This window comes from Nonomuraea sp. NEAU-A123 (assembly GCF_018603905.1).
Lineage (GTDB): Bacteria > Actinomycetota > Actinomycetes > Streptosporangiales > Streptosporangiaceae > Nonomuraea.
In genome coordinates, this window is sequence record NZ_JAHFZZ010000006.1 from 547,913 (window position 1) to 568,325 (window position 20,413).

17 protein-coding genes are annotated in these 20,413 nt (G+C 71.0%); 14 read left to right on the top strand and 3 right to left on the bottom strand.

The genetic code is table 11. The features are described from left to right. The first annotated feature begins 61 nt into the window (after positions 1-61). Positions 62-1,495: a sulfatase gene (locus KLK06_RS21640; RefSeq protein WP_308168376.1), complete on the top strand. Its 1,434-nt coding sequence runs from the start codon at positions 62-64 to the stop codon at positions 1,493-1,495. Here KLK06_RS21640 and KLK06_RS21645 read toward each other — a convergent pair. After that, on the bottom strand, positions 1,484-2,212 hold the full coding sequence (locus tag KLK06_RS21645) for an AraC family transcriptional regulator (protein WP_214637336.1): 729 nt from the start codon (positions 2,210-2,212) through the stop codon (positions 1,484-1,486). The two genes, KLK06_RS21640 and KLK06_RS21645, sit on opposite strands and share 12 nt — an antisense overlap. Before the next feature lie 51 nt (positions 2,213-2,263). Here KLK06_RS21645 and KLK06_RS21650 point away from each other — a divergent pair, with 51 nt between their 5' ends. After that, positions 2,264-3,106 (top strand): NAD(P)H-binding protein, encoded by an 843-nt coding sequence (locus KLK06_RS21650; RefSeq protein WP_214637337.1) that lies wholly within the window; start codon positions 2,264-2,266, stop codon positions 3,104-3,106. Here KLK06_RS21650 and KLK06_RS61540 read toward each other — a convergent pair. Next, positions 3,099-3,788 carry an FCD domain-containing protein gene (locus KLK06_RS61540; protein WP_308168377.1) on the bottom strand — a complete coding sequence of 230 codons (690 nt, stop codon included), beginning with the start codon at positions 3,786-3,788 and terminating at the stop codon, positions 3,099-3,101. The two genes, KLK06_RS21650 and KLK06_RS61540, sit on opposite strands and share 8 nt — an antisense overlap. 73 nt (positions 3,789-3,861) lie before the next feature. On the opposite strand from KLK06_RS61540, the gene KLK06_RS21660 reads away from it, so the two are divergent. Genes KLK06_RS21660 through KLK06_RS21670 form a run of 3 tightly spaced genes read left to right on the top strand, consistent with a single transcriptional unit; the run spans position 3,862 to position 6,570 of the window. Next, the gene (locus KLK06_RS21660) at positions 3,862-4,611 is read left to right on the top strand and encodes a (Fe-S)-binding protein (protein ID WP_214637339.1); all 750 of its coding nucleotides are present in this window, start codon (positions 3,862-3,864) and stop codon (positions 4,609-4,611) included. Further along, on the top strand, positions 4,608-5,999 hold the full coding sequence (locus KLK06_RS21665; protein ID WP_214637340.1) for a LutB/LldF family L-lactate oxidation iron-sulfur protein: 1,392 nt from the start codon (positions 4,608-4,610) through the stop codon (positions 5,997-5,999). The genes KLK06_RS21660 and KLK06_RS21665 overlap by 4 nt, the downstream gene beginning before the upstream one ends. Then, complete coding sequence (locus KLK06_RS21670; protein ID WP_214637341.1) at positions 5,986-6,570, top strand: LUD domain-containing protein; 585 nt, start codon at positions 5,986-5,988, stop codon at positions 6,568-6,570. The genes KLK06_RS21665 and KLK06_RS21670 overlap by 14 nt, the downstream gene beginning before the upstream one ends. Here the strand turns inward: KLK06_RS21670 and KLK06_RS21675 are convergent. Further along, entirely contained in the window at positions 6,557-7,573 is a 1,017-nt protein-coding gene (locus KLK06_RS21675) for a Vms1/Ankzf1 family peptidyl-tRNA hydrolase (protein ID WP_214637342.1), read from the bottom strand. The two genes, KLK06_RS21670 and KLK06_RS21675, sit on opposite strands and share 14 nt — an antisense overlap. Before the next feature lie 153 nt (positions 7,574-7,726). Between KLK06_RS21675 and KLK06_RS21680 the strand changes: the two genes are divergently transcribed. From KLK06_RS21680 to KLK06_RS21720, 9 genes are all read left to right on the top strand, one after another. Continuing rightward, positions 7,727-8,791 carry a GNAT family N-acetyltransferase gene (locus KLK06_RS21680; protein ID WP_214637343.1) on the top strand — a complete coding sequence of 355 codons (1,065 nt, stop codon included), beginning with the start codon at positions 7,727-7,729 and terminating at the stop codon, positions 8,789-8,791. A 115-nt stretch (positions 8,792-8,906) separates the two neighbouring features. Next, complete coding sequence (locus KLK06_RS21685; protein WP_214637344.1) at positions 8,907-10,082, top strand: bifunctional cobalt-precorrin-7 (C(5))-methyltransferase CbiE/decarboxylating cobalt-precorrin-6B (C(15))-methyltransferase CbiT; 1,176 nt, start codon at positions 8,907-8,909, stop codon at positions 10,080-10,082. A 65-nt stretch (positions 10,083-10,147) separates the two neighbouring features. Continuing rightward, positions 10,148-10,990: a sirohydrochlorin chelatase gene (locus tag KLK06_RS21690; RefSeq protein ID WP_214637345.1), complete on the top strand. Its 843-nt coding sequence runs from the start codon at positions 10,148-10,150 to the stop codon at positions 10,988-10,990. A gap of 20 nt (positions 10,991-11,010) precedes the next feature. Then, a complete protein-coding gene (gene cobT, locus KLK06_RS21695) occupies positions 11,011-12,081 on the top strand; it encodes a nicotinate-nucleotide--dimethylbenzimidazole phosphoribosyltransferase (protein WP_214637346.1) in 1,071 nt (356 codons plus the stop codon). Between the two features lie 10 nt (positions 12,082-12,091). Next, positions 12,092-13,105 carry an agmatinase gene (speB, locus tag KLK06_RS21700; protein ID WP_250905748.1) on the top strand — a complete coding sequence of 338 codons (1,014 nt, stop codon included), beginning with the start codon at positions 12,092-12,094 and terminating at the stop codon, positions 13,103-13,105. 69 nt (positions 13,106-13,174) lie between these two features. After that, a complete protein-coding gene (gene cobA, locus KLK06_RS21705) occupies positions 13,175-14,407 on the top strand; it encodes a uroporphyrinogen-III C-methyltransferase (protein ID WP_214637347.1) in 1,233 nt (410 codons plus the stop codon). Further along, entirely contained in the window at positions 14,404-17,010 is a 2,607-nt protein-coding gene (locus tag KLK06_RS62390; RefSeq protein ID WP_308168378.1) for a dynamin family protein, read from the top strand. Before cobA ends, KLK06_RS62390 begins: the two co-directional genes overlap by 4 nt. After that, positions 17,007-18,629, top strand: coding sequence for a GTP-binding protein (locus tag KLK06_RS21715; protein WP_214637348.1), 1,623 nt, complete (start codon positions 17,007-17,009; stop codon positions 18,627-18,629). Before KLK06_RS62390 ends, KLK06_RS21715 begins: the two co-directional genes overlap by 4 nt. 194 nt (positions 18,630-18,823) lie before the next feature. After that, entirely contained in the window at positions 18,824-20,086 is a 1,263-nt protein-coding gene (locus tag KLK06_RS21720; protein WP_214637349.1) for a single-stranded DNA-binding protein, read from the top strand. Positions 20,087-20,413 lie beyond the last annotated feature (327 nt).

Genomic DNA, 20,413 nt, shown 5'->3' on the forward strand with positions numbered 1-20,413 from the left:
GGCTGTCGAGATGCCGGGTGTCAATGCATGATCTTTCGGGGAAATTAGCTTCGTGGTTAACGTGCTGTGTCGACTCGCCTGCGTTCTGCTGCTGCTATCGGCGGCAGCGGCGCCGATGATCCGGCCGGCGATGGCCTCCGGGGCTACTCGGCCGAACATCGTCTTCGTGGTGGCGGACGACCTGGAGAACGGGACGCTCCCGTACTTTCCCGCGATAACCCAGCAGTTGGTGCAGCAGGGCGCCTCGTTCGAGCGGTTCTTCGTGACGAACTCCTGGTGCTGCCCGTCGCGCACGTCGATCCTGCGTTCCCAGTACGTCCACAGCCATGGGGTGCTGACCAACACCGCGCCGGAAGGCGGCTTCGACCGCTTCCACACCCTGGGGTTGGAACGTTCCACGATCGGGACCTGGATGCAGCAGGCCGGCTACCGCACGGGGCTGATGGGCAAGTTCCTCAACCACTATCCGGGCAACACCGCCGCCGAGACGTACGTGCCGCCCGGCTGGCACGAGTGGGACGTGCCCGTACGCAACCTGTACCAGGAGTACGGCTACCGCCTCAACGAGAACGGGCACCTGGTGGACCACGGCTGGGGCGAGGAGGACTACCTGGAGGACGTGCTGGCGGGCAAGGCCCGTGACTTCATCACCGCCGCCCAGCAGCCGTTCTTCCTCTACCTCGCCCCCATCGCGCCGCACAACCCGGCCAACCCCGCTATCCGGCACGTCGACGCGTTCGCCGGGGCGCAGGCGCCGCGCACGCCGTCGTTCAACCAGCCGGACGTGTCGGAGGAGCCGGAGTGGCTGCGATCGCGGCCGCCGATCTCGCAGAAGGGCGTCAACGAGATCGACGAGCGCTACCGCAGGAGGCTGCGGGCCATGCTCGGCGTCGACGATCTCGTCAGCTCGTTGATCACCACCCTCCGGGCCACCGGCAAGCTCGACAACACCTACATCTTCTTCACCTCCGACAATGGCTTCCATCTCGGGACTCATCGCCTCGCGCAGGGCAAGACCACTCCGTTCGAGGAGTCCATCCACGTCCCGCTGGTGGTGCGCGGGCCGGGCATCGCGCCGGGCTCGACGATCAAGGAGCTGACGGCGACGGTGGACCTGGCCACCACCTTCGCCGCGCTCGGCGGGGCCCCGGTGCCGCCGTTCGTCGAAGGGCGGTCGCTGGTGCCGCTGTTGCAGGGGCAGCGGCCGTCGCCGTGGCGGCGGAACATACTGGTCGAGTTCAGCAGGCCCGTCGACGTGTCGTCGGCGGCGCAGACGCCGGTGCCCTCCTATGAGGCATTGCGGACAGAGGCGTACACGTATGTGAGGTACGCGACCGGCGACATCCAGCTCTACGACCTCAACCGAGATCCGTACGAGCTGCACAACCTCGCGCGGCTCGCGGATCCGGGGCTCCTGCTGGGGCTCCAGGAACGGCTGTCGAGGATGCACGCCTGCTCGGGCGCCAATTGCCGGGAAGCCGACTCAGCCGACTGAGCAGGTGCCGGGGACGGGCAGCCGGCCCGCCCGGTAGGCGTTCGGAGGCACCCCCATCACCTCTCGGAACTCCGCCGTCATGTGCGACTGGTCGTAGTAGCCCGCGTCGGCGGCCAGTGACGCCGCCCCCTCGCGGCACACCCTGGCCAGCACGCCACGGACCCGGTTGATGCGGGCGAACCGCTTGGGCGGGACGCCCACGCCGCCCGTGAACAGGTTGCGCAAGTGCCGCTCGCTCACCCCCAGCTCCCTGGCCACCTCGGTCACCGGGGGTCGCTCCGCTCCGACCGACAGCAGCGCCGCCGCCGCGCCCACCAGGCCGGCCCGGTCCAGGTCGGCGGGCGACTGCGCGGCGAGCCGGTCGAGGAACGCCGCCTCCAGCCGCGCCATGACCCGCTCCGCCCAGTCACCTCCCGTCACCAGGCCCGCCAGCTCGTCTGCCAGCCGGTCCGCTCGTACCCCCCAAAGGTCCCGAAGGGGGATGATCTGGTCCACGAGCTCGCTCATCGGCGCTCCGAGCAGGGGCCGGGCGGTCTCCGGGCGCAGCCGTACCGTGACGCAGTGCGGCACGTCCTTGGGCGCCAGGTAGGACGCCCGCGTACGCGGCCCCATCACGAACAGGCGCCCGCCCCCGTCCACCGTGCGGAAGGCCACCATCGGCGCGGTGTCGGGCTCCCGGACGTGGATCCGTCCGGCTCTCGGAAGTGCGGTGCTCATGTGCCGATTCTTCCTATAACCAAGGGGAGGTGCGCTGCCAGCCTCAAAGGCATGATCCTGATCACCGGTGCCACCGGCACCATAGGCAGCCTGACCGTCCGCCTCCTCATCGAGCGCGGTGCAGCCGTCCGCTCCATGACCCGGGACCTCTCCCGCGCGCCCGGCGGCGAAGCCGTCCAGGCCGACTTCGAAGACCCGCGATCGCTGCGGCAGGCGTTCGAGGGCGTGTCGGCCGCCCTCCTGCTGACCGGATTCGGCCAGAAGCTGAAGGAGCACGACCAGGCCATGATCGAGGCGGCCAGAGCGGCGGGCGTCAAGAAGGTGGTGAAGCTCTCGGCCATCGGCACGGGCGACACCGACGACCCCGCCGACGTCAGATCGTGGCACGTGCCGGGCGAGGAGGCCATCAAGGCGAGCGGCATGTCGTGGACCATGCTCCGCCCGGCCGGCTTCGCCTCCAACTCGCTGGGCTGGGCGGAAACCGTCAAGTCGGGCGGCCCGCTCCCCAACTTCACCGGCGACGGCGCGCAGCCCATCGTCGACCCGCGCGACATCGCGGCCGTGGCGGTGGCCGCTCTCACCACGAGCGCGCACGACTCGCGGACCTACGAGCTCACGGGCCCGGAGCTGCTCAGCGTCCCCGCCCAGGTGGCGATCCTGGCCAAGGTGCTCGGCCGGCCGCTGGAGACCGTCGAGATCCCCATCGAGACGGCCAAGGAGCGGATGCTCGCCTCGGGCGCCGATCCCACCCTGGTCGAAGTCGCGGCCACCGGCTGGACCATGCTCAAGGAGGTGGGCTGGCCGCACGTCTCGGACGACGTCAAGTCGGTGCTGGGCCGCCCGGCCGCCTCCTACGAGTCCTGGGTCCAGGACCACCGGGCCGCTTTCAGCTAAGAGACGGGTACGCGTGGGCCAGGTGCTCGGCGACCGCGGTCGCGGCCTCCTCGGCATCGCCCGCCTGTACGGCCGCGAGAATGCGTTCGTGGTCGGCCCGTAGCACGGACGTGTCGCCGAGCCGCGTCACCGCCTCCACCGAGTAGCGCCGCATCGTGTCGCGCAGCGACCGCATGATGGCCGAGATCAGCCGGTTCCCCGACGCGTCCGCCAGCGCGCAGTGGAAGGCGGTGTCGTGCTCGACGAACTCCTCCGCCGACCGCGCCGCGTCCATGCCCGCCAGGGCGGCGGCGAGGCCGGAGGTGTCGGCCCCGGCCGTGGCCGCGCGTGTCGCCGCCCAGCGTTCGATCATCAGCCGGGTGTCGATCACCTCGCGCAGCTCCAGGCTGGCCAGTCCCAGATGCAGCCGGAGCAGGTCGGTGAGCGCCGTGTCGGGGCGGGACGTGAGCACCGCCCCGGCGTCCGGCCCCCGCCCCACCTGCGAGGACACCACGCCGAGCGTCTCCAGCACGCGCATGGCCTCCCGCACCGACGAGCGGCTGACCCCCAGTTGCTCGGCCAGGCTGCGCTCGGCGGGCAGCCGGTCGCCGGCCGTGAGACCGTCCTCGGCGATGCGCCGTTCGATCTGTGCGAGTACATCCTCGAAGGTGCGAGTCCGCCGGACGGGACGCCAGTCGGTCACCACTGTCCCCCTGGGTGTGGATTCGATATGGTCTGACCATATTGTGGTCAGACCATACATCGGAAGGAGAGTTGTGCGAGTCGCCCTGTTCATCACGTGCGTGAACGACACGCTCTTCCCCGGCACCGGCAAGGCCGTCGTGTCGCTCCTGCGCAGGCTCGGCTGCGAGGTGGACTTCCCCACCGCCCAGACGTGCTGCGGCCAGATGCACGTCAACACGGGCTACCGCCAGGAGGGCGTCCGGCTGGCACGCCGCTTCACCGAGGTGTTCGCCGGATACGACGCGGTCGTCGCGCCGTCCGGATCGTGCGCCGCCATGGTGCGCGAGCAGTACCCCAAGCTCGTACGGCCGGGCAGCAGGGGAGCGGCGGCGATCGCCGAGGTCACGCCCAAGGTGTACGAGCTATCCGAGTTCCTGCTGGACGTCCTGAAGGTCGACGACGTAGGCGCATATTTCCCGCACCGGGTGACCTATCACCCGACGTGTCACTCGCTGCGCGGGCTGCACCTCGGCGACCGCCCGACCAGGCTCCTCCAGAACGTCCGGGGCCTGGAGCTGGTCCCGCTCCCGGCGGCGGACGAGTGCTGCGGCTTCGGCGGCACGTTCTCCGTCAAGAACCCGGCCGTCTCCGCCGCCATGGGCGCCGACAAGGCACGCAGCGTGCTCGACACTGGTGCCGAGGTGCTGTGCGCGGCCGACAACTCGTGCCTGATGCACATCGGCGGCACACTCAGCCGCCAGCGGACCGGGGTCCGGATCATGCACCTCGCCGAGATCCTCGCCTCTACTGAAGCTTCCAGCCAAGGTGGCGACGCCCAATGAGCGCGACATTCATCGGTATGCCAGGAAATTTCCCGCAAAATGCGGCGAAAGCCGTACAGAACTCTCAGCTTCGCTACAACCTCCGCAAGGCCACGCACACCATCCGGGGCAAGCGCGCGAACGTCGTCAACGAGCTCCCCGACTGGCAGGAGCTCCGTGCGGCCGGTAAGGCGATCAAGGACGACACCCTGCGCCACCTCGACCGCTACCTCGTCCAGATGGAGGAGGCCGTGACCAGGGCGGGCGGCCACGTCCACTGGGCCCGCGACGCCGACGAGGCCAACCGCATCGTCACCCGGCTCGTCCAGGCCACCGGCGAGAGCGAGGTGGTCAAGGTCAAGTCGATGGCCACCCAGGAGATCGGCCTCAACGAGGCGCTGGCCGCGCAGGGCATCACCGCCTACGAGACCGACCTGGCCGAGCTGATCGTCCAGCTCGGCGACGACTTCCCGAGCCACATCCTGGTCCCCGCGATCCACCGCAACCGGGCCGAGATCCGCGAGATCTTCCTCGACAAGATGCGCCCGGTCCCGGCGGACCTCACCGACGAGCCGCGCGCGCTGGCCGAGGCCGCCCGGCTGCACCTGCGCGAACGCTTCCTCAAGAGCAAGGTCGCCGTCTCGGGCGCCAACTTCATGATCGCCGAGACCGGCACACTGGTGGTGCTGGAGTCCGAGGGCAACGGCCGGATGTGCCTCACGCTGCCGGAGACCCTGATCAGCGTGGTCGGCATCGAGAAGCTGCTGCCCTCCTGGCGCGACCTGGAGGTCTTCATGCAGCTACTGCCGCGCAGCTCCACCGGCGAGCGCATGAACCCCTACACCAGCATGTGGACCGGCTCGACCGAGGGCCAGGACTTCCATCTGGTGCTGCTCGACAACGGCCGCACGAACGTGCTCGCCGACGAGGTGGGCCGCCAGGCGCTGCGCTGCATCCGCTGCTCGGCCTGCCTGAACGTCTGCCCGGTCTACGAACGCGCGGGCGGCCACGCCTACGGCTCGGTCTACCCGGGCCCGATCGGTGCGATCCTCACCCCGCAGCTCAGGGGCATGTCGTCGGAGCTCGACGCCTCGCTGCCGTACGCCTCCAGCCTCTGCGGCGCCTGCTACGAGGTGTGCCCGGTCGCGATCGACATCCCCGAGGTGCTCGTGGACCTGCGCGCCAAGGTCCACCACGCGCCGGCCGAGCGCGCGGGCATGCGCGTGGCGGGCTGGATACTCAACGACGAGGTACGGCTGTCGAAGGCGCAACGCCTGGCCAGCCGCTTCCGCAAGGTGGTGCCGAAACGCCTGCCGGGCCCGCTGTCGGCCTGGACCGACACCCGGGACCTGCCGGAGATTCCGGAAGAATCGTTCAGAGACTGGTGGGAGCGTAATGAGCGCGCGTGACGAGATCCTGGCCAGGGTCCGCCGAGCCGTGGAAGGCGCGCCCGAGGTGGCGATCCCGCGCGGCTACCGCACGACAGTGCGGGTGGCGGACCTGGTGGGGCTGTTCGCCGAACGGGTGGACGACTACCGCGCGGTCGTGCACGTGCTGCCTTCGGCCGAGGTGCCCGGCAAGATAGCCGAGCTGGTGGCCGGCCGCCGGATGGTCGTGCCGGACGGGCTGCCGCCGGAGTGGCAGGTGCCCGGCGGCGTCGCGGGCGGCACGGTGGCCGAGCTGGACGGCGCCGACGGGGTGGTCACCGGCTGCGCGGTGGCGATCGCCGAGACCGGCACGATCGTCCTCGACGCGGGCCCCGGCCAGGGCCGCAGGGCTCAGACCCTGGTGCCCGACTATCACCTGTGCGTGGTCCGCGCGGACCAGATCGTGGCCGGTGTCCCGGAAGCGGTGGCCAGGCTCGACCCGGTCCGCCCGCTGACCTGGATCAGCGGGCCGTCGGCCACCAGCGACATCGAGCTCAACCGGGTGGAGGGCGTGCACGGCCCCAGGACGCTGGAAGTGATCATAAGTACCTGATGACCGCCGCCACGTCCGCGACCTCCGGCGTGAACCACAGTTCGGCGTCCGTCATGGTCGCGGCCCTGGCCAGCGCGGAGTCCGCGCGCTCCGGCACCGGCTCGTCGACCCCCCAGCGGCGTAGCTCCCCGGCGTCGGGGGCCAGTTGCGTGCCGCCGCCGCCGATCCACATGGGCTGCGGCAGCTCGCCCGGCATGAGCACCGCGTGCACCCTGCCCTCCCGCAGGGCGAGCGCGACGCCGGCCCGTCCGGTGGGGCCGCCGGTCTCACGGTGCCGGTCGACCAGCTCCGCCCGCCGGCGCTCGAGGTAGCCGTCGAGCGCGGTCTCGGCGTCGCGTTCGAACTGCCCGTGGTCGGCCCGGCTGCCGTGCTCGACCATCATCACGCGGTCCGCGGACTTCGTACCGAGGTGGTTGCAGAGCAGCGAGCGTGACTTCGGCTCGCCGGCCAGCACGATCAGTTCGAGGCCGAGCCGCCGGACCTGCTCGTCGATCTCGTGCGCGGCGGCCACCGCGTTCTGCTCCCACGCCTCTTCCACGGCGGGCTGGTACCGCTTCCGCGACCAACCGCCCTGCGCGGTCTTCTGCAGCGGCCACGTGGCGGCCTCGGCGGTGGACCGGCGTGGCGAGCCGCCGCCGAAGACGGTCAGCTCGGCGCCCGCGTGGTCGGCGATGACCCGCAGATGCGGCACGTTCTCCCCGCGTAGCATCAGCATGGGCGTGACCAGCGGCAACGGTGAGTACGCGGCCAGCCCGGACGGCTCCTCGGCGAACGTCTCCGCCAGCACCACGTCCCCGTGGGTGGCGAACATCGCCTGCCCGCCCGCCGCTCCGGCCGCCTCCGCCTCCAGGGCGTCGAGCGTCGCCGGGTCCGCCTCGCCACGGAGCCGTTGGCGCAGTCCCTGCCAGTGTCGCTCGCGGTCGCGTTGGGTGAGCCCGGCCAGATAGACCGAGGCATACGGCCCGCGGCGCTCAAAGAGCGGCCGGATGAAGTCGAGCCGCACCGCTCACCACCTCCGCTTCGCCACGCCGAGCCCGAGCGCCTCCGCGATGCTGCCACGTTTCATGGGGGTCACTCCCTCTCCCTTGCGCCCTACCCCCGCTTTCATGGGCAAACATCGTGAGTGTGTACCCTGCCGAGGGTGTTCGATCCCGGCGTGAGAATCACCACCGCGCGGCTCGTGCTCCGGCCTTTCAGCACCAGGGATGCCGACCGGATCCGTTCGATCGTGCAGTCCGGTGTCCAGTTCCTGCCGCCCGGCACGCCCGCCAAGGTGTCGGGCATCACGCACTGGCTCAAGACCGGCGTGCACGAGCTGCACCGCTCCGGGCAGGGCGTGCACCTGGCGATGGCCGACGCCGACGATCGCGTCGTCGGCGCCATCAGCCTGTTCAAGACCTCGTGGGGCGCGGGCACGACCGAGGTCGGCTACGGCGTGCACCCCCTCTACCGGGGCCGCGGCTTCGGCCCCGAAGCCGTACGCGGGCTGGTCGACTGGGTGTTCGCCACCACCGAGCTGCGCAGGATCGATCTGACGGCCAACCTCGACAACCTGGCCTCGCTGCGCGTCGCGCAGAAAGCGGGCTTCACCTGGGAAGGCGTCCTCCGTGACGCCGCCATGGAGGACGACGGGCCGCACGATCTGGTGATCTTCGGCCTGCTGCGCGGCGACAGCCGCGTCCCTTTCGAAACGCTGCCCCGGACCGAGCTGCGTACCCAGCGGCTGATGCTCAGGCCGCTGGCCGAGGCGGACGTGGCGGACCTGGCGGCCACGGGCGCCGACCCGCTCACCCAGGCCGAGACCGGGCTGCCGCGCGGCTACACCGAGGCGGACGCCCGCGCGTTCATCGGCGCCGCCGAGCGGGCGCGGACCAGGGGACACGGGATCGCCTACGCCGTGGCGGAGCTGGCCGGCGGCCGTTTCGTGGCGAACGTCGACCTCAGGGACGCCGACTGGGCCAACAGGACGGTGGAGGTCGGCTACATGACCGCGCCCTGGGCCCGCGGCAAGGGGTACGCGGGGGAGGCGGTGCGGGCCGTGGCCCGCTGGTTGTTCGTCACGCAGGGTTTCGGGCGGCTGCAACTGCGTGCGGCGGTCTCCAACGTGGCCTCGCAGCGCGTCGCGGAGAAGGCGGGCTTCGTCCGCGAGGGCGTGGTGCGCAACGCGCTTCACGGTCAGGACCTGGTCGTCTACAGCCTCATCCCGACTGATCTGATCTAAGGGAGGTCGCCCATGAGTGGGTGGTTCGTGCGGACAGGCACACCGGACTGACCTTCGTACCCCTTTGTGAAACACCTCGGCAACCGTCACCCTTAGTGGTGAGGCGGTGAGGCGCATGATCACAGTGGTCGGGTGGGACGGATCAGAGCTGTCGGCCAAGGCGGTCGAGCGGCTGCGCGGAGCGACGCTCGTGGTGGGGCCCGACGCCATCATCGGGCAGCTCAGGCTGACCGCGCCGGTCGTGGCCGACGGATCGCTGCTCCAGACCCTCGACAGCCACTTCGAGCAGGGCGAGGGCGCCGCCGTGGTCGTCGCCGAGGGCGATCCCGGCTTCTTCGGCGTGGTACGCAGGCTGCGTGCCCACGGGCTCAAGCCCGACGTGCTCCCCGCCACCTCCCTCATCACCCGCGCCTTCGCCTGCGCCGGGCTCAACTGGGAGGACGCCCTCGTCGTCGCCCCGGCCGGCCCGCACCAGCTCAACCGTGTGGTCAACGCCTGCAGAGCGCACCCCAAGGTGGCCCTGCTGGTGGCGCCCGGCGTCGGGCCCGGTGACATCGCCCGTGAGCTGGCTCCCACCACCCCGCGCGAGCTCATCGTCTGCGAGGACATCGGCGGGCCCGACGAGCGCGTCACCCACAGCCGCATGGGCGAGGCAACCACCCGGCCGTGGAAGGACCCCGACGTGGTGCTCGTCATCGACCCCCTTCACCAGGCCAGAGAGCCCGGCTGGGTGGCGGGTGCGCAGCCGGGGCCGGCCGAGTGGGCGCTGCCGTTCGCGACCGCGATCCCGGCCGAGGTCAGGGCGTACATCCTGGCCAAGCTCGGCCCCCGGCTCGGCGACCTGGTGTGGGACGTGGGCGCCGGCTCCGGCGAGATCGCCGTCGAGTGCGCCAGGCTCGGCGCGGCCGTCGTGGCCGTCGAGCGTGACGACGCGGCCTGCGCCCGGCTGCGCGCCGCCGTGCTCGAACATGGCGTCAAGGTGGCGCTGGCCAGGGGCCAGGCGCCACCCGCGCTCGAACCGCTGCCCGATCCCGACGCCGTGTTCGTCGGCGGGGGCGGGGCCGACGTCATCGTCGCCTGCGCCGCCCGCCGCCCCCGCACGCTGGTCTGCGCGCTCAAGTCGGTCGAACGGGTCTCCGCGGTGCTCGACCGGCTCCGTGAGCACGGCTATCGTGCCGAGGGCACGCAGATAATCGCCTCAAAGCTCACCATTCAGCCGGACGGATCGCATAGCCTGACCGCGGCCGACCCAGTCTTCGTCGTGCACGCGACCCCCTCGCGTGTGGCGTGACCTGTCCCAACCGGCACGCATCGGTTATCCTCGCGTGTCTTGCCTACGCACCGGAGAATCCCTCAATGAAGCCCCCGCTCCTGCTCATCGGGCAGGGCTCGAACGATGACGCCGACTCTGCCGAGTTCGGCAGGTTCGTCCACAGGCTCCGATGCCGTCTGGACCAGCGGGCCGCCGACGTCTTCGGCGGCTATCTCGAGCGCGCCACGCCACGGGTGAGCGAGTCCGTCGCCTCCCTGGTCGCCCGGGGACACCACCGCCTGGTGGCGCTGCCGCTGAGCCTCAACAGGGTGGGCGCGGAGTTCCCCGCCGAGATGGCCCGGGTGCAGGAACGGCACCCGACGCTGATGTGCGACTACGGCCGCCCGCTCGGGCCCGACCCGCGCGTGCTCGCGCTGCTGGCCGAGCGGCTCAACGACGCCGCCACCGAGATGCCCAAACTGCGCCCGCTGGAGCTGGTCGGCGGCCGGCCGCGCCTGCGGGCCGTCGACTCGGCGGCCATCGAGCTGCCGGCCCACATCGAGCCGGGAGAGACCGCGGTCGTCCTGGTCGGCGAGGGTTCCACCGACCCGACGGGCAACGCCGAGATCCACCGCGTCTCCCGGCTGTTCTGGGAGACGCACGCCTACGACTTCATGACGGTCGAGACCGCCTTCGTCTCGGTCACGCCGCCCGGGGTCCCCGGCGGGCTCGAGCGCTGCCGCCGCCTGGGTGCCAAGCGGGTGATCGTCGTGCCGTACCTGCTGTTCGCGGGCGGGATGCTGGAGCGCGTGTGGGCGCAGGCGCTGGCCTATGGCGCCGGCCACCCCGAGCTCGACATCCGCTGCGCCGAGGTGATCGGCGACTGCGAGACCCTGGCCGATGTCGTCATCGACCGCTACGAGGAAGCGCTCCAACTGGTCCCCTGATCCCTACCCGGAGGTAAGCCGTGCTCGCTGAGACGCTCGCCGCGATTCGCCCCGCCGACCCGCACGCCATCGCCGATGCCCGGGCCTACCAGGACCGTCTCACCAAGCCGCGCGGCTCGCTCGGCGCGCTGGAAGAGGTCGCGGTACGTCTGGCGGGCGCCGCGGGCGCCACCCCGCCGCCCATGCCGGGCCCGGCGGCCCTGGCCATCTTCGCCGCCGACCACGGCGTCCACGCCCAGAACGTCACCCCGTGGCCGCAGGAGGTCACGGTCCAGATGGTGGCCAACTTCCTGTCGGGCGGCGCGGTGGCCAACGCCTTCGCCAAGCAGGTGGGCGCGACGGTGACCGTGGTCGACGTCGGCGTCGCGGCGGACCTGCCCGACGCGCCGGGCCTGGTCAAGCGCAAGATCGGCTACGGTACGGACGATCTGTCCGTGGGTCCGGCCATGACCGTGGATCAGGCCGTACAAGCTCTGGAAGCCGGCATCTCGGTGGCCCGCGAGCTGGTGGCGGGCGGCGCCCGCTGCCTGATCACCGGCGACATGGGCATCGCCAACACCACCGCCTCCGCCGCGCTGATCTCCGCCTTCACCGGCCGGGACCCGGTCGAGGTCACGGGCCGGGGCACCGGGATCGATGACGAGACCCACGCCCGCAAGGTGGAAGTGATCCGCGAGGCGCTCCGGGTGAACGGCGTCAACTCCGTCATGTCCCTGCCCAGCGACGCCCTGCGGGCGCTGGCCGCCGTGGGCGGCTTTGAGCACGCCGCGCTGGTGGGCTTCATACTCGGCGGCGCCGCGGCCCGCGTGCCGCTGATCCTCGACGGGGTCATCGCCGGGTCGGCCGCCCTCGTGGCGGCGGCGCTCGACCCCGCCGCGCTGGACCACTGCGTCGCCGGGCACCGCTCGGCCGAGGTCGGCCACACCGCCGCCCTCGAACACCTCGGCCTGCGCCCCCTGGTGGACCTGGAGCTGCGGCTCGGGGAGGGCACCGGCGGGCTGCTGGCCTACCCGATCGTGTGCGCCGCCGTACGCGTCATGCACGAGGTTGCCACCTTCGACTCGGCGGGAGTGACGGAAAAACCCGTGTGATGATGGGGCCATGTCGAGATACGGCCCCATGTACGGGCCCGATATCACCTTCCTCGGCGTCGACCGGTGCGACGTCGGCGACCCGGCGACCTACGCGGGCGCCGATGTAGTGATCATCGGGGCTCCGTTCGACGGCGGCACTTCCAACCGGCCCGGAGCCAGGTTCGGCCCGATGGCCCTGCGGCAGGCGTGCTATCTGCCGCACGACGGCTCCAGGCCCAGCCTGGCGCTGCGCGTGGACGCGCTCAAGGACCTGCGCGTGCTCGACGCGGGCGACGTCGAGTGCTACTCCGGCGACGTCGACTCCTCACTGGCCGCCATCGAGGACGCGGTCCACCGCGTCGCCGCCTCCGGGGCCATGCCACTCGTCCTGGGCGGCGACCACACGGTCGCGCTGCCCGACGCCAGGGGCACCGCCAGGGCGCACGAGCCGGGCCGCACCTCGATGATCCACTTCGACGCGCACGCCGACACGGGCAACATCGCCTTCGGCCACCTGTACGGCCACGGCCAGCCCATGCGCCGGCTCATCGAGTCCGGGGCCATTCGCGGCGACCGGTTCCTGCAGATCGGCCTGCGCGGCTACTGGCCGGGCCCTGAGACGCTCGGCTGGATGGCCGAGCAGAACATGCGCTCGTACGAGATGACCGAGATCGTCGCCCGGGGACTCGAGGAATGCCTGACCGAGGCGTTCGGCATCGCGCTCGACGAGTGCGACCAGATCTTCCTGTCCGTCGACATCGACGTCTGCGACCCCGGCCACGCCCCCGGCACAGGCACGCCCGAGCCGGGCGGACTGTCGGCCAGGCAACTCCTCGACTCGGTCCGGCGGATCTGTTACGAACTTCCGGTGGCCGGCATGGAGGTGGTCGAGGTGGCTCCGCCGTACGATCATGCTGACATCACCGCGTTCCTCGGGAACCGGGTTATTCTTGAGGCGCTGTCAGCGATGGCCAGACGCCGGAAGGACGATAATGGCGGGCCTCGCTGGGATCCTCACCAGCCGCTTCTTGACGGCCGATAAATCTCTCGGTAAGACCCGGTAGGTTTACCTCTTAACACACCAAGCTTCGCGAACGGGAGATTTCCCAGCATGGGCCCCTACCTCCTTGGCCTGCGGCTTTCCGGGCGCCGGGTCCTCGTCGTGGGCGGCGGGCGTGTCGCTCAGCGAAGGGTTCCGGCACTGTTGGAGGCCGGTGCCGAGGTCACCGTGGTGTCCACGAGCGTCACGCCGGCTCTCGACGACCTGATCGCCACCGGCCGGATCACCTGGCACGCCCGGCCCTACGAGGTCGGCGACTGCGACGGAGCCTGGCTCGTCCAGGCCTGCACCGACGACAGGTCCGTCAACACCGCCGTCGCCGCCGAGGCCGAGGCCAAGCGGATCTGGTGCGTGCGCGCCGACGACAAGGACGCCTCCGCCGCCTGGACCCCCGCCTCCGGGCGGGTCGACGAGATCACCGTTGCCGTGACCGCCGGCGGCGACCCGCGCCGGGCGGCCGGCATCAGGGACGCGGTCGTGGGCGCGCTGCGCGACGGCACGGTCGACGCCCGCCGCAGCCGCACCAAACCCGTCGGCGTGGCCCTGGTCGGCGGCGGCCCCGGCGATCCCGGCCTGATCACCGTGCGCGGGCGGCAGCTCCTCGCGCAGGCCGACGTGGTGGTCGCCGACCGGCTCGCGCCACGCGCTCTCCTCGACGAGCTCGCACCCGACGTCGAGCTCATCGACGCGGCCAAGGTCCCCTACGGCAGGTCGCTCTCGCAGGAGACCATCAACGAGTTGCTCATCGACCGCGCTAGGCAGGGCAAGTTCGTGGTCCGGCTCAAGGGCGGCGACCCGTTCGTGTTCGGGCGCGGCGGCGAAGAGATGATCGCCTGTGCCCGCGCGGGCATCCCGGTCCTCGTGGTTCCCGGCATCACCAGCGCCGTGGCGGTGCCCGCCGCGGCCGGGGTTCCGGTGACGCATCGGGGGGTCAGCCAGGACTTTCACGTGATCTCCGTGCACGTCGCGCCGGACGACGCCCAGTCGACCGTCGACTGGCCGGGGCTGGCCCGCTCGCAGGGCACGCTGGTGCTGATGATGGCCGTCGAGAGGCTGGCGAAGGTGGCCGAGGCACTCCTGAGAGATGGACGCCCTCCGGAGACTCCCGTAATGGTGGTACAGGACGGTACTCTTCCGACCCAGCGGGCGGTTGTGGCTCCACTTTCCACCGTGGCCGACCGCGTGTCCGCGGCTGGTATACGGCCGCCGGCGATTGTCATCGTCGGCGACGTCGTAAGGGTCGGCCAGGAGGTCGAGATGGTTCGAGCGGGGCGTCTGCCGTGAGCACGGCCATGGATGACGGGCGGCAGGAGTCGCCTGGGGAGCAGACGTTGAGCTTCCGCGCCATCACGGACGAGTCCGCGGCGCCACCACCTACCGCCGCGACCGAAGACGAGTCCGCGGCGTCGCCACCGGCCGCCGCAGGCGAGGAGGAGGCCCCGGCTTCGGCCGGAGAGTCTCCCGGTGAGTCGGCGGAGCCTGAGGCGTCGTCCGACGAGTCGGCGGAGCCTGGGACGTCGCCCGAGGAGCCGACGGAGCCTGAGGCGTCGTCCGACGAGTCGGCGGTGCCTGGGACGTTGTCCGGTGAGTCGGCGGGGCTTGAGGTGTCGTCCGAGGAGTCGGCGGAGCCTGAGGTGCTGTCCGAGGAGTCCTCTGACGGGCCTGAGGCGTCGTCTGACGTCGGCGATGCGGGCGATGCCGGCGCGTCGGACCCCGAAGAGCCGGAGACATGGGCCAAGTTGGACGAGCCGGCTGACGAGGAGCCTGACGTGCGGGCGGAGCTGGAGGAGCCTGAGGCTCCGTCTGACGAGGAGCCCGCTGAGCCGGCCGAGCCTGCTGAGTCGGCCGAGCTCGCGGAGTCGGCCGAGGCTGCGGAGCCCGACGAGCCCGCGGAGCCGGCCTGGCTCAGGGAGCTCGACGAGGCGGAGGCACGGGCGAAGCTCGCGGAGCAGCAGGCGCGGGCAGAGCTCGCGAAGACCGACAAGCCTGAGCAACCGGCCGGGTTCCTGACACTCGATGAGCCGCAGGCGCGCGTCGAGCCCGCGGAGACCGACGAGTCTGCCGAGGCCGAACCTGAGGGATCGGCGGCCGCCGCCCCGGAGCCGTCTGCCTGGCACTTCCCGGACCCGCAGGCCGAACGAGACTTGGACGCGCAGGCCGCGGAGGCCGCGCGCGGTGAGGCCGCAGAGGCCACCGGCACGGGGAAGCCCGCCGGTGGAAGGCCCCCCGCACCGCGGGTCGAGCCACTGCCTCCCCAGATGGTCGCCGCGCTGACGGCGGCGCTCAACGCGCTTCGCGAGAGCGTCTCCGACCTGCGGTTCGGCCTGGACCTGCCGGGCGCGGCCGAGGCCAGACAGGCCCGCGCCGACCTGCTGGCCCAGCTCCAGGACTACGTGCTCCCGAGAGTACGGACGAACACCGCGCCCGCCCTCATAGTGATCGCGGGCTCCACCGGCGCGGGCAAGTCCACACTGGTCAACTCCCTCGCCGAGAAGAACATCTCCCGCACCGGCGTACGGCGGCCCACCACCGGCATCCCCGTGCTGGTCTGCCACCCGGACGACCGGCAGTGGTTCACCAAGGGCGACCTGCTCGGCGGTCTGCGGCGGATCGACAAGCCGTCGCCCGAAGCCGGCACCGGCAGCCTGGTCGTGGTCGCGACCGAGAAGCTGCCGCAGGGCGTCGCCCTGCTCGACACCCCCGACATCGACTCGGTCGTCGAGGAGCACCACGAGATCGCCCACCGCATGCTCGACGCCGCGGACCTGTGGATCTTCGTCACCACCGCCGCCCGCTACGCCGACGCCCCCGCCTGGAACCTGCTGCGCCTGGCCAAGGAACGCGGCGCCCGGCTGGCCATCGTGCTCTCACGCGTCCAGCCCAAGGCACGTGAGGTCGTGCTGAAGCACTTCGTCCGGATGCTCACCGAATATGGCTTGGGCGAGGTCGACAGGTTCGTCATCGGCGAGGCGAAGGTGGTCGACGGCAGACTGCCCGACCACGAGATGACCGATCTGCGCCTCTGGCTGGCCGAGCTCTCCGTCGACGAGGACCGCCGCGCGCAGGCCGTACACGAGACGCTCAACGGCGTGCTCGACAGCTTCCGTACCCGCGTCCCCGCGCTGGCCAGGCACCTGGAGGGGCAGGTCGCGTTCCGCACGGAGCTCCGCGCGGACGTGGAAGCCGCCTACATGAGCGCGCTCGCCGAGATCGACAAGGCGACCAGAAACGGCATGCTGGTCCACGGCGAGGTGCTGGCCCGCTGGCAGGACTTCGCCGGGTCCGGCGACCTTATGCGCACCATCCAGTTCCGCAAGCGGGGCAGGTCGAGCAGGCAGGCGCCCGAGCGCGTCACGGCGTTCCGCTCGGCGCTGCGTGCCGGTCTGGAGTCGTTGATCGTCGCCGCCGCCAACCGTGCCGCCGAGGAGGTGGTCGCCCGCTGGCGGCACCGCTCGGAGCTGGGCGGCACGATCGGCGCCGGCCTCGAACGCCCTTCCGACGAGCTCGTACGTCATGCCACCCGGGCCATCGCCGCCTGGCAGGAGCACGTCACGGAGCTGGTACGTACGGAGGGTGTGGCCAAGCGATCGGTGTCCAAATTCGTGTCGTTCGACGCCGACTCGCTATCGTTGATCTTCATGGTCGCGATGTTCAGCGGCGGCACCGTCGAAGGCGTCCCGCACCGGCTGGTCAACGCGCTACTCGGCGCCGAGTCGTTGCGCGGCATCGGCGCCAAGGCGCTCAGTGACCTCCGAGCCAGGATCGGCATGCTGTTCGACGAGGAATCCATGCGTTACGTGCAAGCGCTCGATTCGGCCGGGATACCCGACGAGTCCATCGCGACCCGCCTCTACCAAGCGTCGTACAACCTCGAGGTCGCTCGATGACCGCCGTCACCACCAGGCCGGGCCTGGCTCCGCGGCTGACCGCCCTGACCAAGATCGTCGAGCTCGGGCCCGGGCGGCTCGACCAGAAGCTGCTCTCTGAGGCGAGCACGCTGCTGACGCGGGCCGGCGACCGGCTCAAGCTGTCGTCGGAGCACACCGTCGTCGCCCTTGCCGGGGGCACCGGCAGCGGTAAGTCGTCGCTGTTCAACGCGATCTCCGGGCTGGAGCTGTCGCCCACGGGCGTGCGCCGGCCCACCACCGCCCGTACACACGCCTGTGTGTGGGGGCTGGAGGGTGCCGCGCCGCTGCTCGACTGGCTGCAGATCCAGTGGCGCCACCGCTTCGCCCGCGCCAGCGCGCTGGACAAGGGCGAGAGCCAGCTCCACGGGCTGATCCTGCTCGACCTGCCCGACCACGACTCGATCAGGGCGCTCACCGACACCGAGGCCGACCGGCTCATCGGCCTGGCCGACCTCGTGGTGTGGGTGCTCGACCCGCAGAAGTACGCCGACGCCTCCACGCACCGGCGCTACGTCGCCGACCTGGCCGGGCACGAGGCGGTGACCGTGTTCGCGCTCAACCAGGCCGACCGGCTCAGCACCGAAGAGCTCGCCGAGCTGGTCATCGACCTCAACGACCTGCTCCGCCGCGAAGGCGTCGAACATCCCAGCGTGGTGCCCACATCGGCGGTCAGCGGCCGGGGCGTCGACAGCCTCAAGAGCGTCATCTCGAGCGCGGTCAGCCGACGGCGGGCGGCCATTCACAAGCTCGAAGCCGACCTGCGTCGGCTGGAGCAGCGCCTGTCCCAGACCATGCCGGTCGGCCAGGCGCTCTCCGCGCCGGCGTCGGTCGACGAGGCCCGCAGGCTCGGCCTGACGGACGCGCTCTGCGACGCCGTGGGGGTTCCGGCCGTGGGCGAGGCCATGGAGAACGTCTACGCCGAGCGGTCGAACCGCTGGGTGGGCTGGCCGTACCCGCGCTGGCTGGCCAAGTTCCGTCCGGATCCGCTCAAATCGCTGCGCCTGGAGGATGTCAGCGACGAGATCCGCGGCATCACGACCGGGTCGGTGAGCGCGCAGGCCGCCGAGGTGTCCAACGCCGTCCAGGCACTGGCCGACGGGCTGTCAGTCGGGATGCACCCGGTGTGGCGCACTGCCGTGCACCGCGCGGCCCGCTCCCGCTCCAGCCAACTGCCCAAAGCGCTGACTGAGGACCTCACGGAGGTCGCGCCCGAGCTCGACCGGGTTCCTGGCTGGTGGCGGCTGCTGAAGATCTGGCAGTACTTCCTGGTCGGAGCCTTCGTCGGCGGACTGGCCTGGCTGGCGGTGGGGCTGACCGTCCCCGGCCAGCTGCCCGCGGCTCTCCAATTGCTCGGCGACAGCGCGGCGCTGCCCTGGGTGGGGCTGATGATGGCCTCCGTACTGGGGCTGGGGGCGTTGTCGGGCATTGCGTCGCGCAACTTCGTCGTGCTTGGTGCGTCGAGGGAGCGCGAACGGCTGGAGCGGGAGATGCGCCGCCGGGTGGCCGCGGTGTCGGAGAGCATGGTGGTGGAGCCGGTCGAACGCGAGCTCGGCCGCCACCACGCCTTCTACAGCGCCATGCGCGGCTTGGCCGGCTGACTTCGTTATTTCCGTGTATGTGGTCGGCTTCCGCGGTGCTGCGCGCGGCCGGTCTAGGTGACTCCGTCCACAGGCCACCGCCCCCGCAGTGGCCTTATCCACAGAACCCCGTTCGCCTCCTCCCGCCCATCCCCTCCTGAGGCACCGTATTCCCAGGTCGCGGGCACCCCGCCCGCCACAGGGGAGGCAACGGGATGAACGACATCTACATCACGCTCACCGGCAACGTCGCAGCAGAGCCACGGCAATACAGCTTCGACGATGGAGCCAGGGTGACCTCGCTCCGGGTGCTCACCACCCACCGCTATTTCGACAAGAAGACCGGGCAGTGGGCAGATGGGGAGCGGGTGTGCTTCGCGGTCCGCTGCTGGCGCGCCCTCGGTGACAATGTCGCCAAATCTGTGCAGGTAGGGCAGCCTGTGGTCGTCTCCGGCAAGCTCCGCATCAGGGAGTTCGGCCCTGAGGGCGACCGGCGCTTCATGCCTGAGGTGGAGGCCAGCGCGGTGGGCCACGACCTGCGCTGGGGCACGGGCGTCTTCGCCAAGCCGGAGCGCGGCGGCGGCACCGTCTCGGTGAGCAAGGAGATGCGCGACCGCCTGGACGAGGAAACCCAGGACTGGGCCCTGGGCGCCAAACCCACCCCCGACCGCCTCACGGCAACCCGGCTGGATGCGCGGACGGATGCCAGGACAGATATGCGGGCGGATGCGCAGATGGAAGCCCGGACGGATACGCGGGCAGACGCGCAGATGAATGCGCGGGCGGATGCGCGGTATGAAGGTGCCGTAGTTCGCGTCGCGGAGCAGCAGAAGCGCACGCCCGACCACCTGACGGAGACGCGAGCTTTCGCTGATGGGGTCGCGGCATCGCCGGACCGGCCGATATCGCCGCAGCAGGATCGCTCGGCTTCACAGATGCACACATCCGGGGAGAGCGGCCCGGTCGGAGAGGGGCGTGCACTGACCGGCGGCGCCAAGGAGCAGACATCCGCCAGCGTGCTCGGCACCGGCACCGGCACCGGCACCGCCACCCGCCGCAACCGCACCCTCGAAAGCACCGCTACGACAGGCGCCACCAAGCAGAGCGGCGGCACCTCAGCCACCAAGCAGCCCAGCGCCAAGCCATCTGCCTCGTCATCAACGGGTGCTGCCTCAACCGGCCCTTCGCCGACGGGCGCTTCGCTAACAGGTGTTGCGCCAACCGCCTCTACGCCAACCGCCTCTACGCAGGTCGGTGCCGCGCCAACTGGTACAGCGCCAACCGCCTCTACGCCAACCGGTGCCACATCTACCGGTGGTTCGTCAGCCGGTGGTTCGTCAACGAGGTCCCCGTCCGCAGCCGTTCCTACTCCCACATACAGTAGCGGCGGCGCAACCGTACGGATCTTGGGCGCTGGCGACAACGAGACCGAGGCGGAGGACGCCGGTTGGCCGACGGAGGAGCGGGCGGCGGCATAACAGGCTCTGCGGCACAACGGCTCACGCATGAGCGGAGCATCGGTCGATCAAGCCGGTGCCCGCTCATGCGCCCGCAAAGGAGTGAGAGCGGGAGGGAGGGGTGCACCGGCCGTACGCGGTGATGCCATGGAGCCCCGAAGGACCTGGCACCGAAACTCGGCCGATGGCGTTGCCGGTTTCAGATGACTAGAGCGTCATTCAGGTCCAGGTCACGCCCTGCACCATGGCTGCTCCTTTCCAGCACGGTCCGCCCGCGGAGTGAGCGGTGTCATTCGCCGACTACAGCACGTATGTGGTCACAACGTCAAACGTAGTGGGTTCCCATCG

Excerpts from the sequence above, each read along its gene's own strand:
- speB (WP_250905748.1), top strand. The coding sequence starts at position 12,092 with ATGTCGAGATACGGCCCCATGTACGGGCCCGATATCACCTTCCTCGGC.
- KLK06_RS21685 (WP_214637344.1), top strand. The coding sequence starts at position 8,907 with ATGATCACAGTGGTCGGGTGGGACGGATCAGAGCTGTCGGCCAAGGCG.
- KLK06_RS21715 (WP_214637348.1), top strand. The coding sequence starts at position 17,007 with ATGACCGCCGTCACCACCAGGCCGGGCCTGGCTCCGCGGCTGACCGCC.
- KLK06_RS21645 (WP_214637336.1), bottom strand. The coding sequence starts at position 2,212 with ATGAGCACCGCACTTCCGAGAGCCGGACGGATCCACGTCCGGGAGCCC.
- cobA (WP_214637347.1), top strand. The coding sequence starts at position 13,175 with ATGGGCCCCTACCTCCTTGGCCTGCGGCTTTCCGGGCGCCGGGTCCTC.
- KLK06_RS21650 (WP_214637337.1), top strand. The coding sequence starts at position 2,264 with ATGATCCTGATCACCGGTGCCACCGGCACCATAGGCAGCCTGACCGTC.
- KLK06_RS21670 (WP_214637341.1), top strand. The coding sequence starts at position 5,986 with ATGAGCGCGCGTGACGAGATCCTGGCCAGGGTCCGCCGAGCCGTGGAA.
- KLK06_RS21665 (WP_214637340.1), top strand. The coding sequence starts at position 4,608 with ATGAGCGCGACATTCATCGGTATGCCAGGAAATTTCCCGCAAAATGCG.
- KLK06_RS21690 (WP_214637345.1), top strand. The coding sequence starts at position 10,148 with ATGAAGCCCCCGCTCCTGCTCATCGGGCAGGGCTCGAACGATGACGCC.
- KLK06_RS21720 (WP_214637349.1), top strand. The coding sequence starts at position 18,824 with ATGAACGACATCTACATCACGCTCACCGGCAACGTCGCAGCAGAGCCA.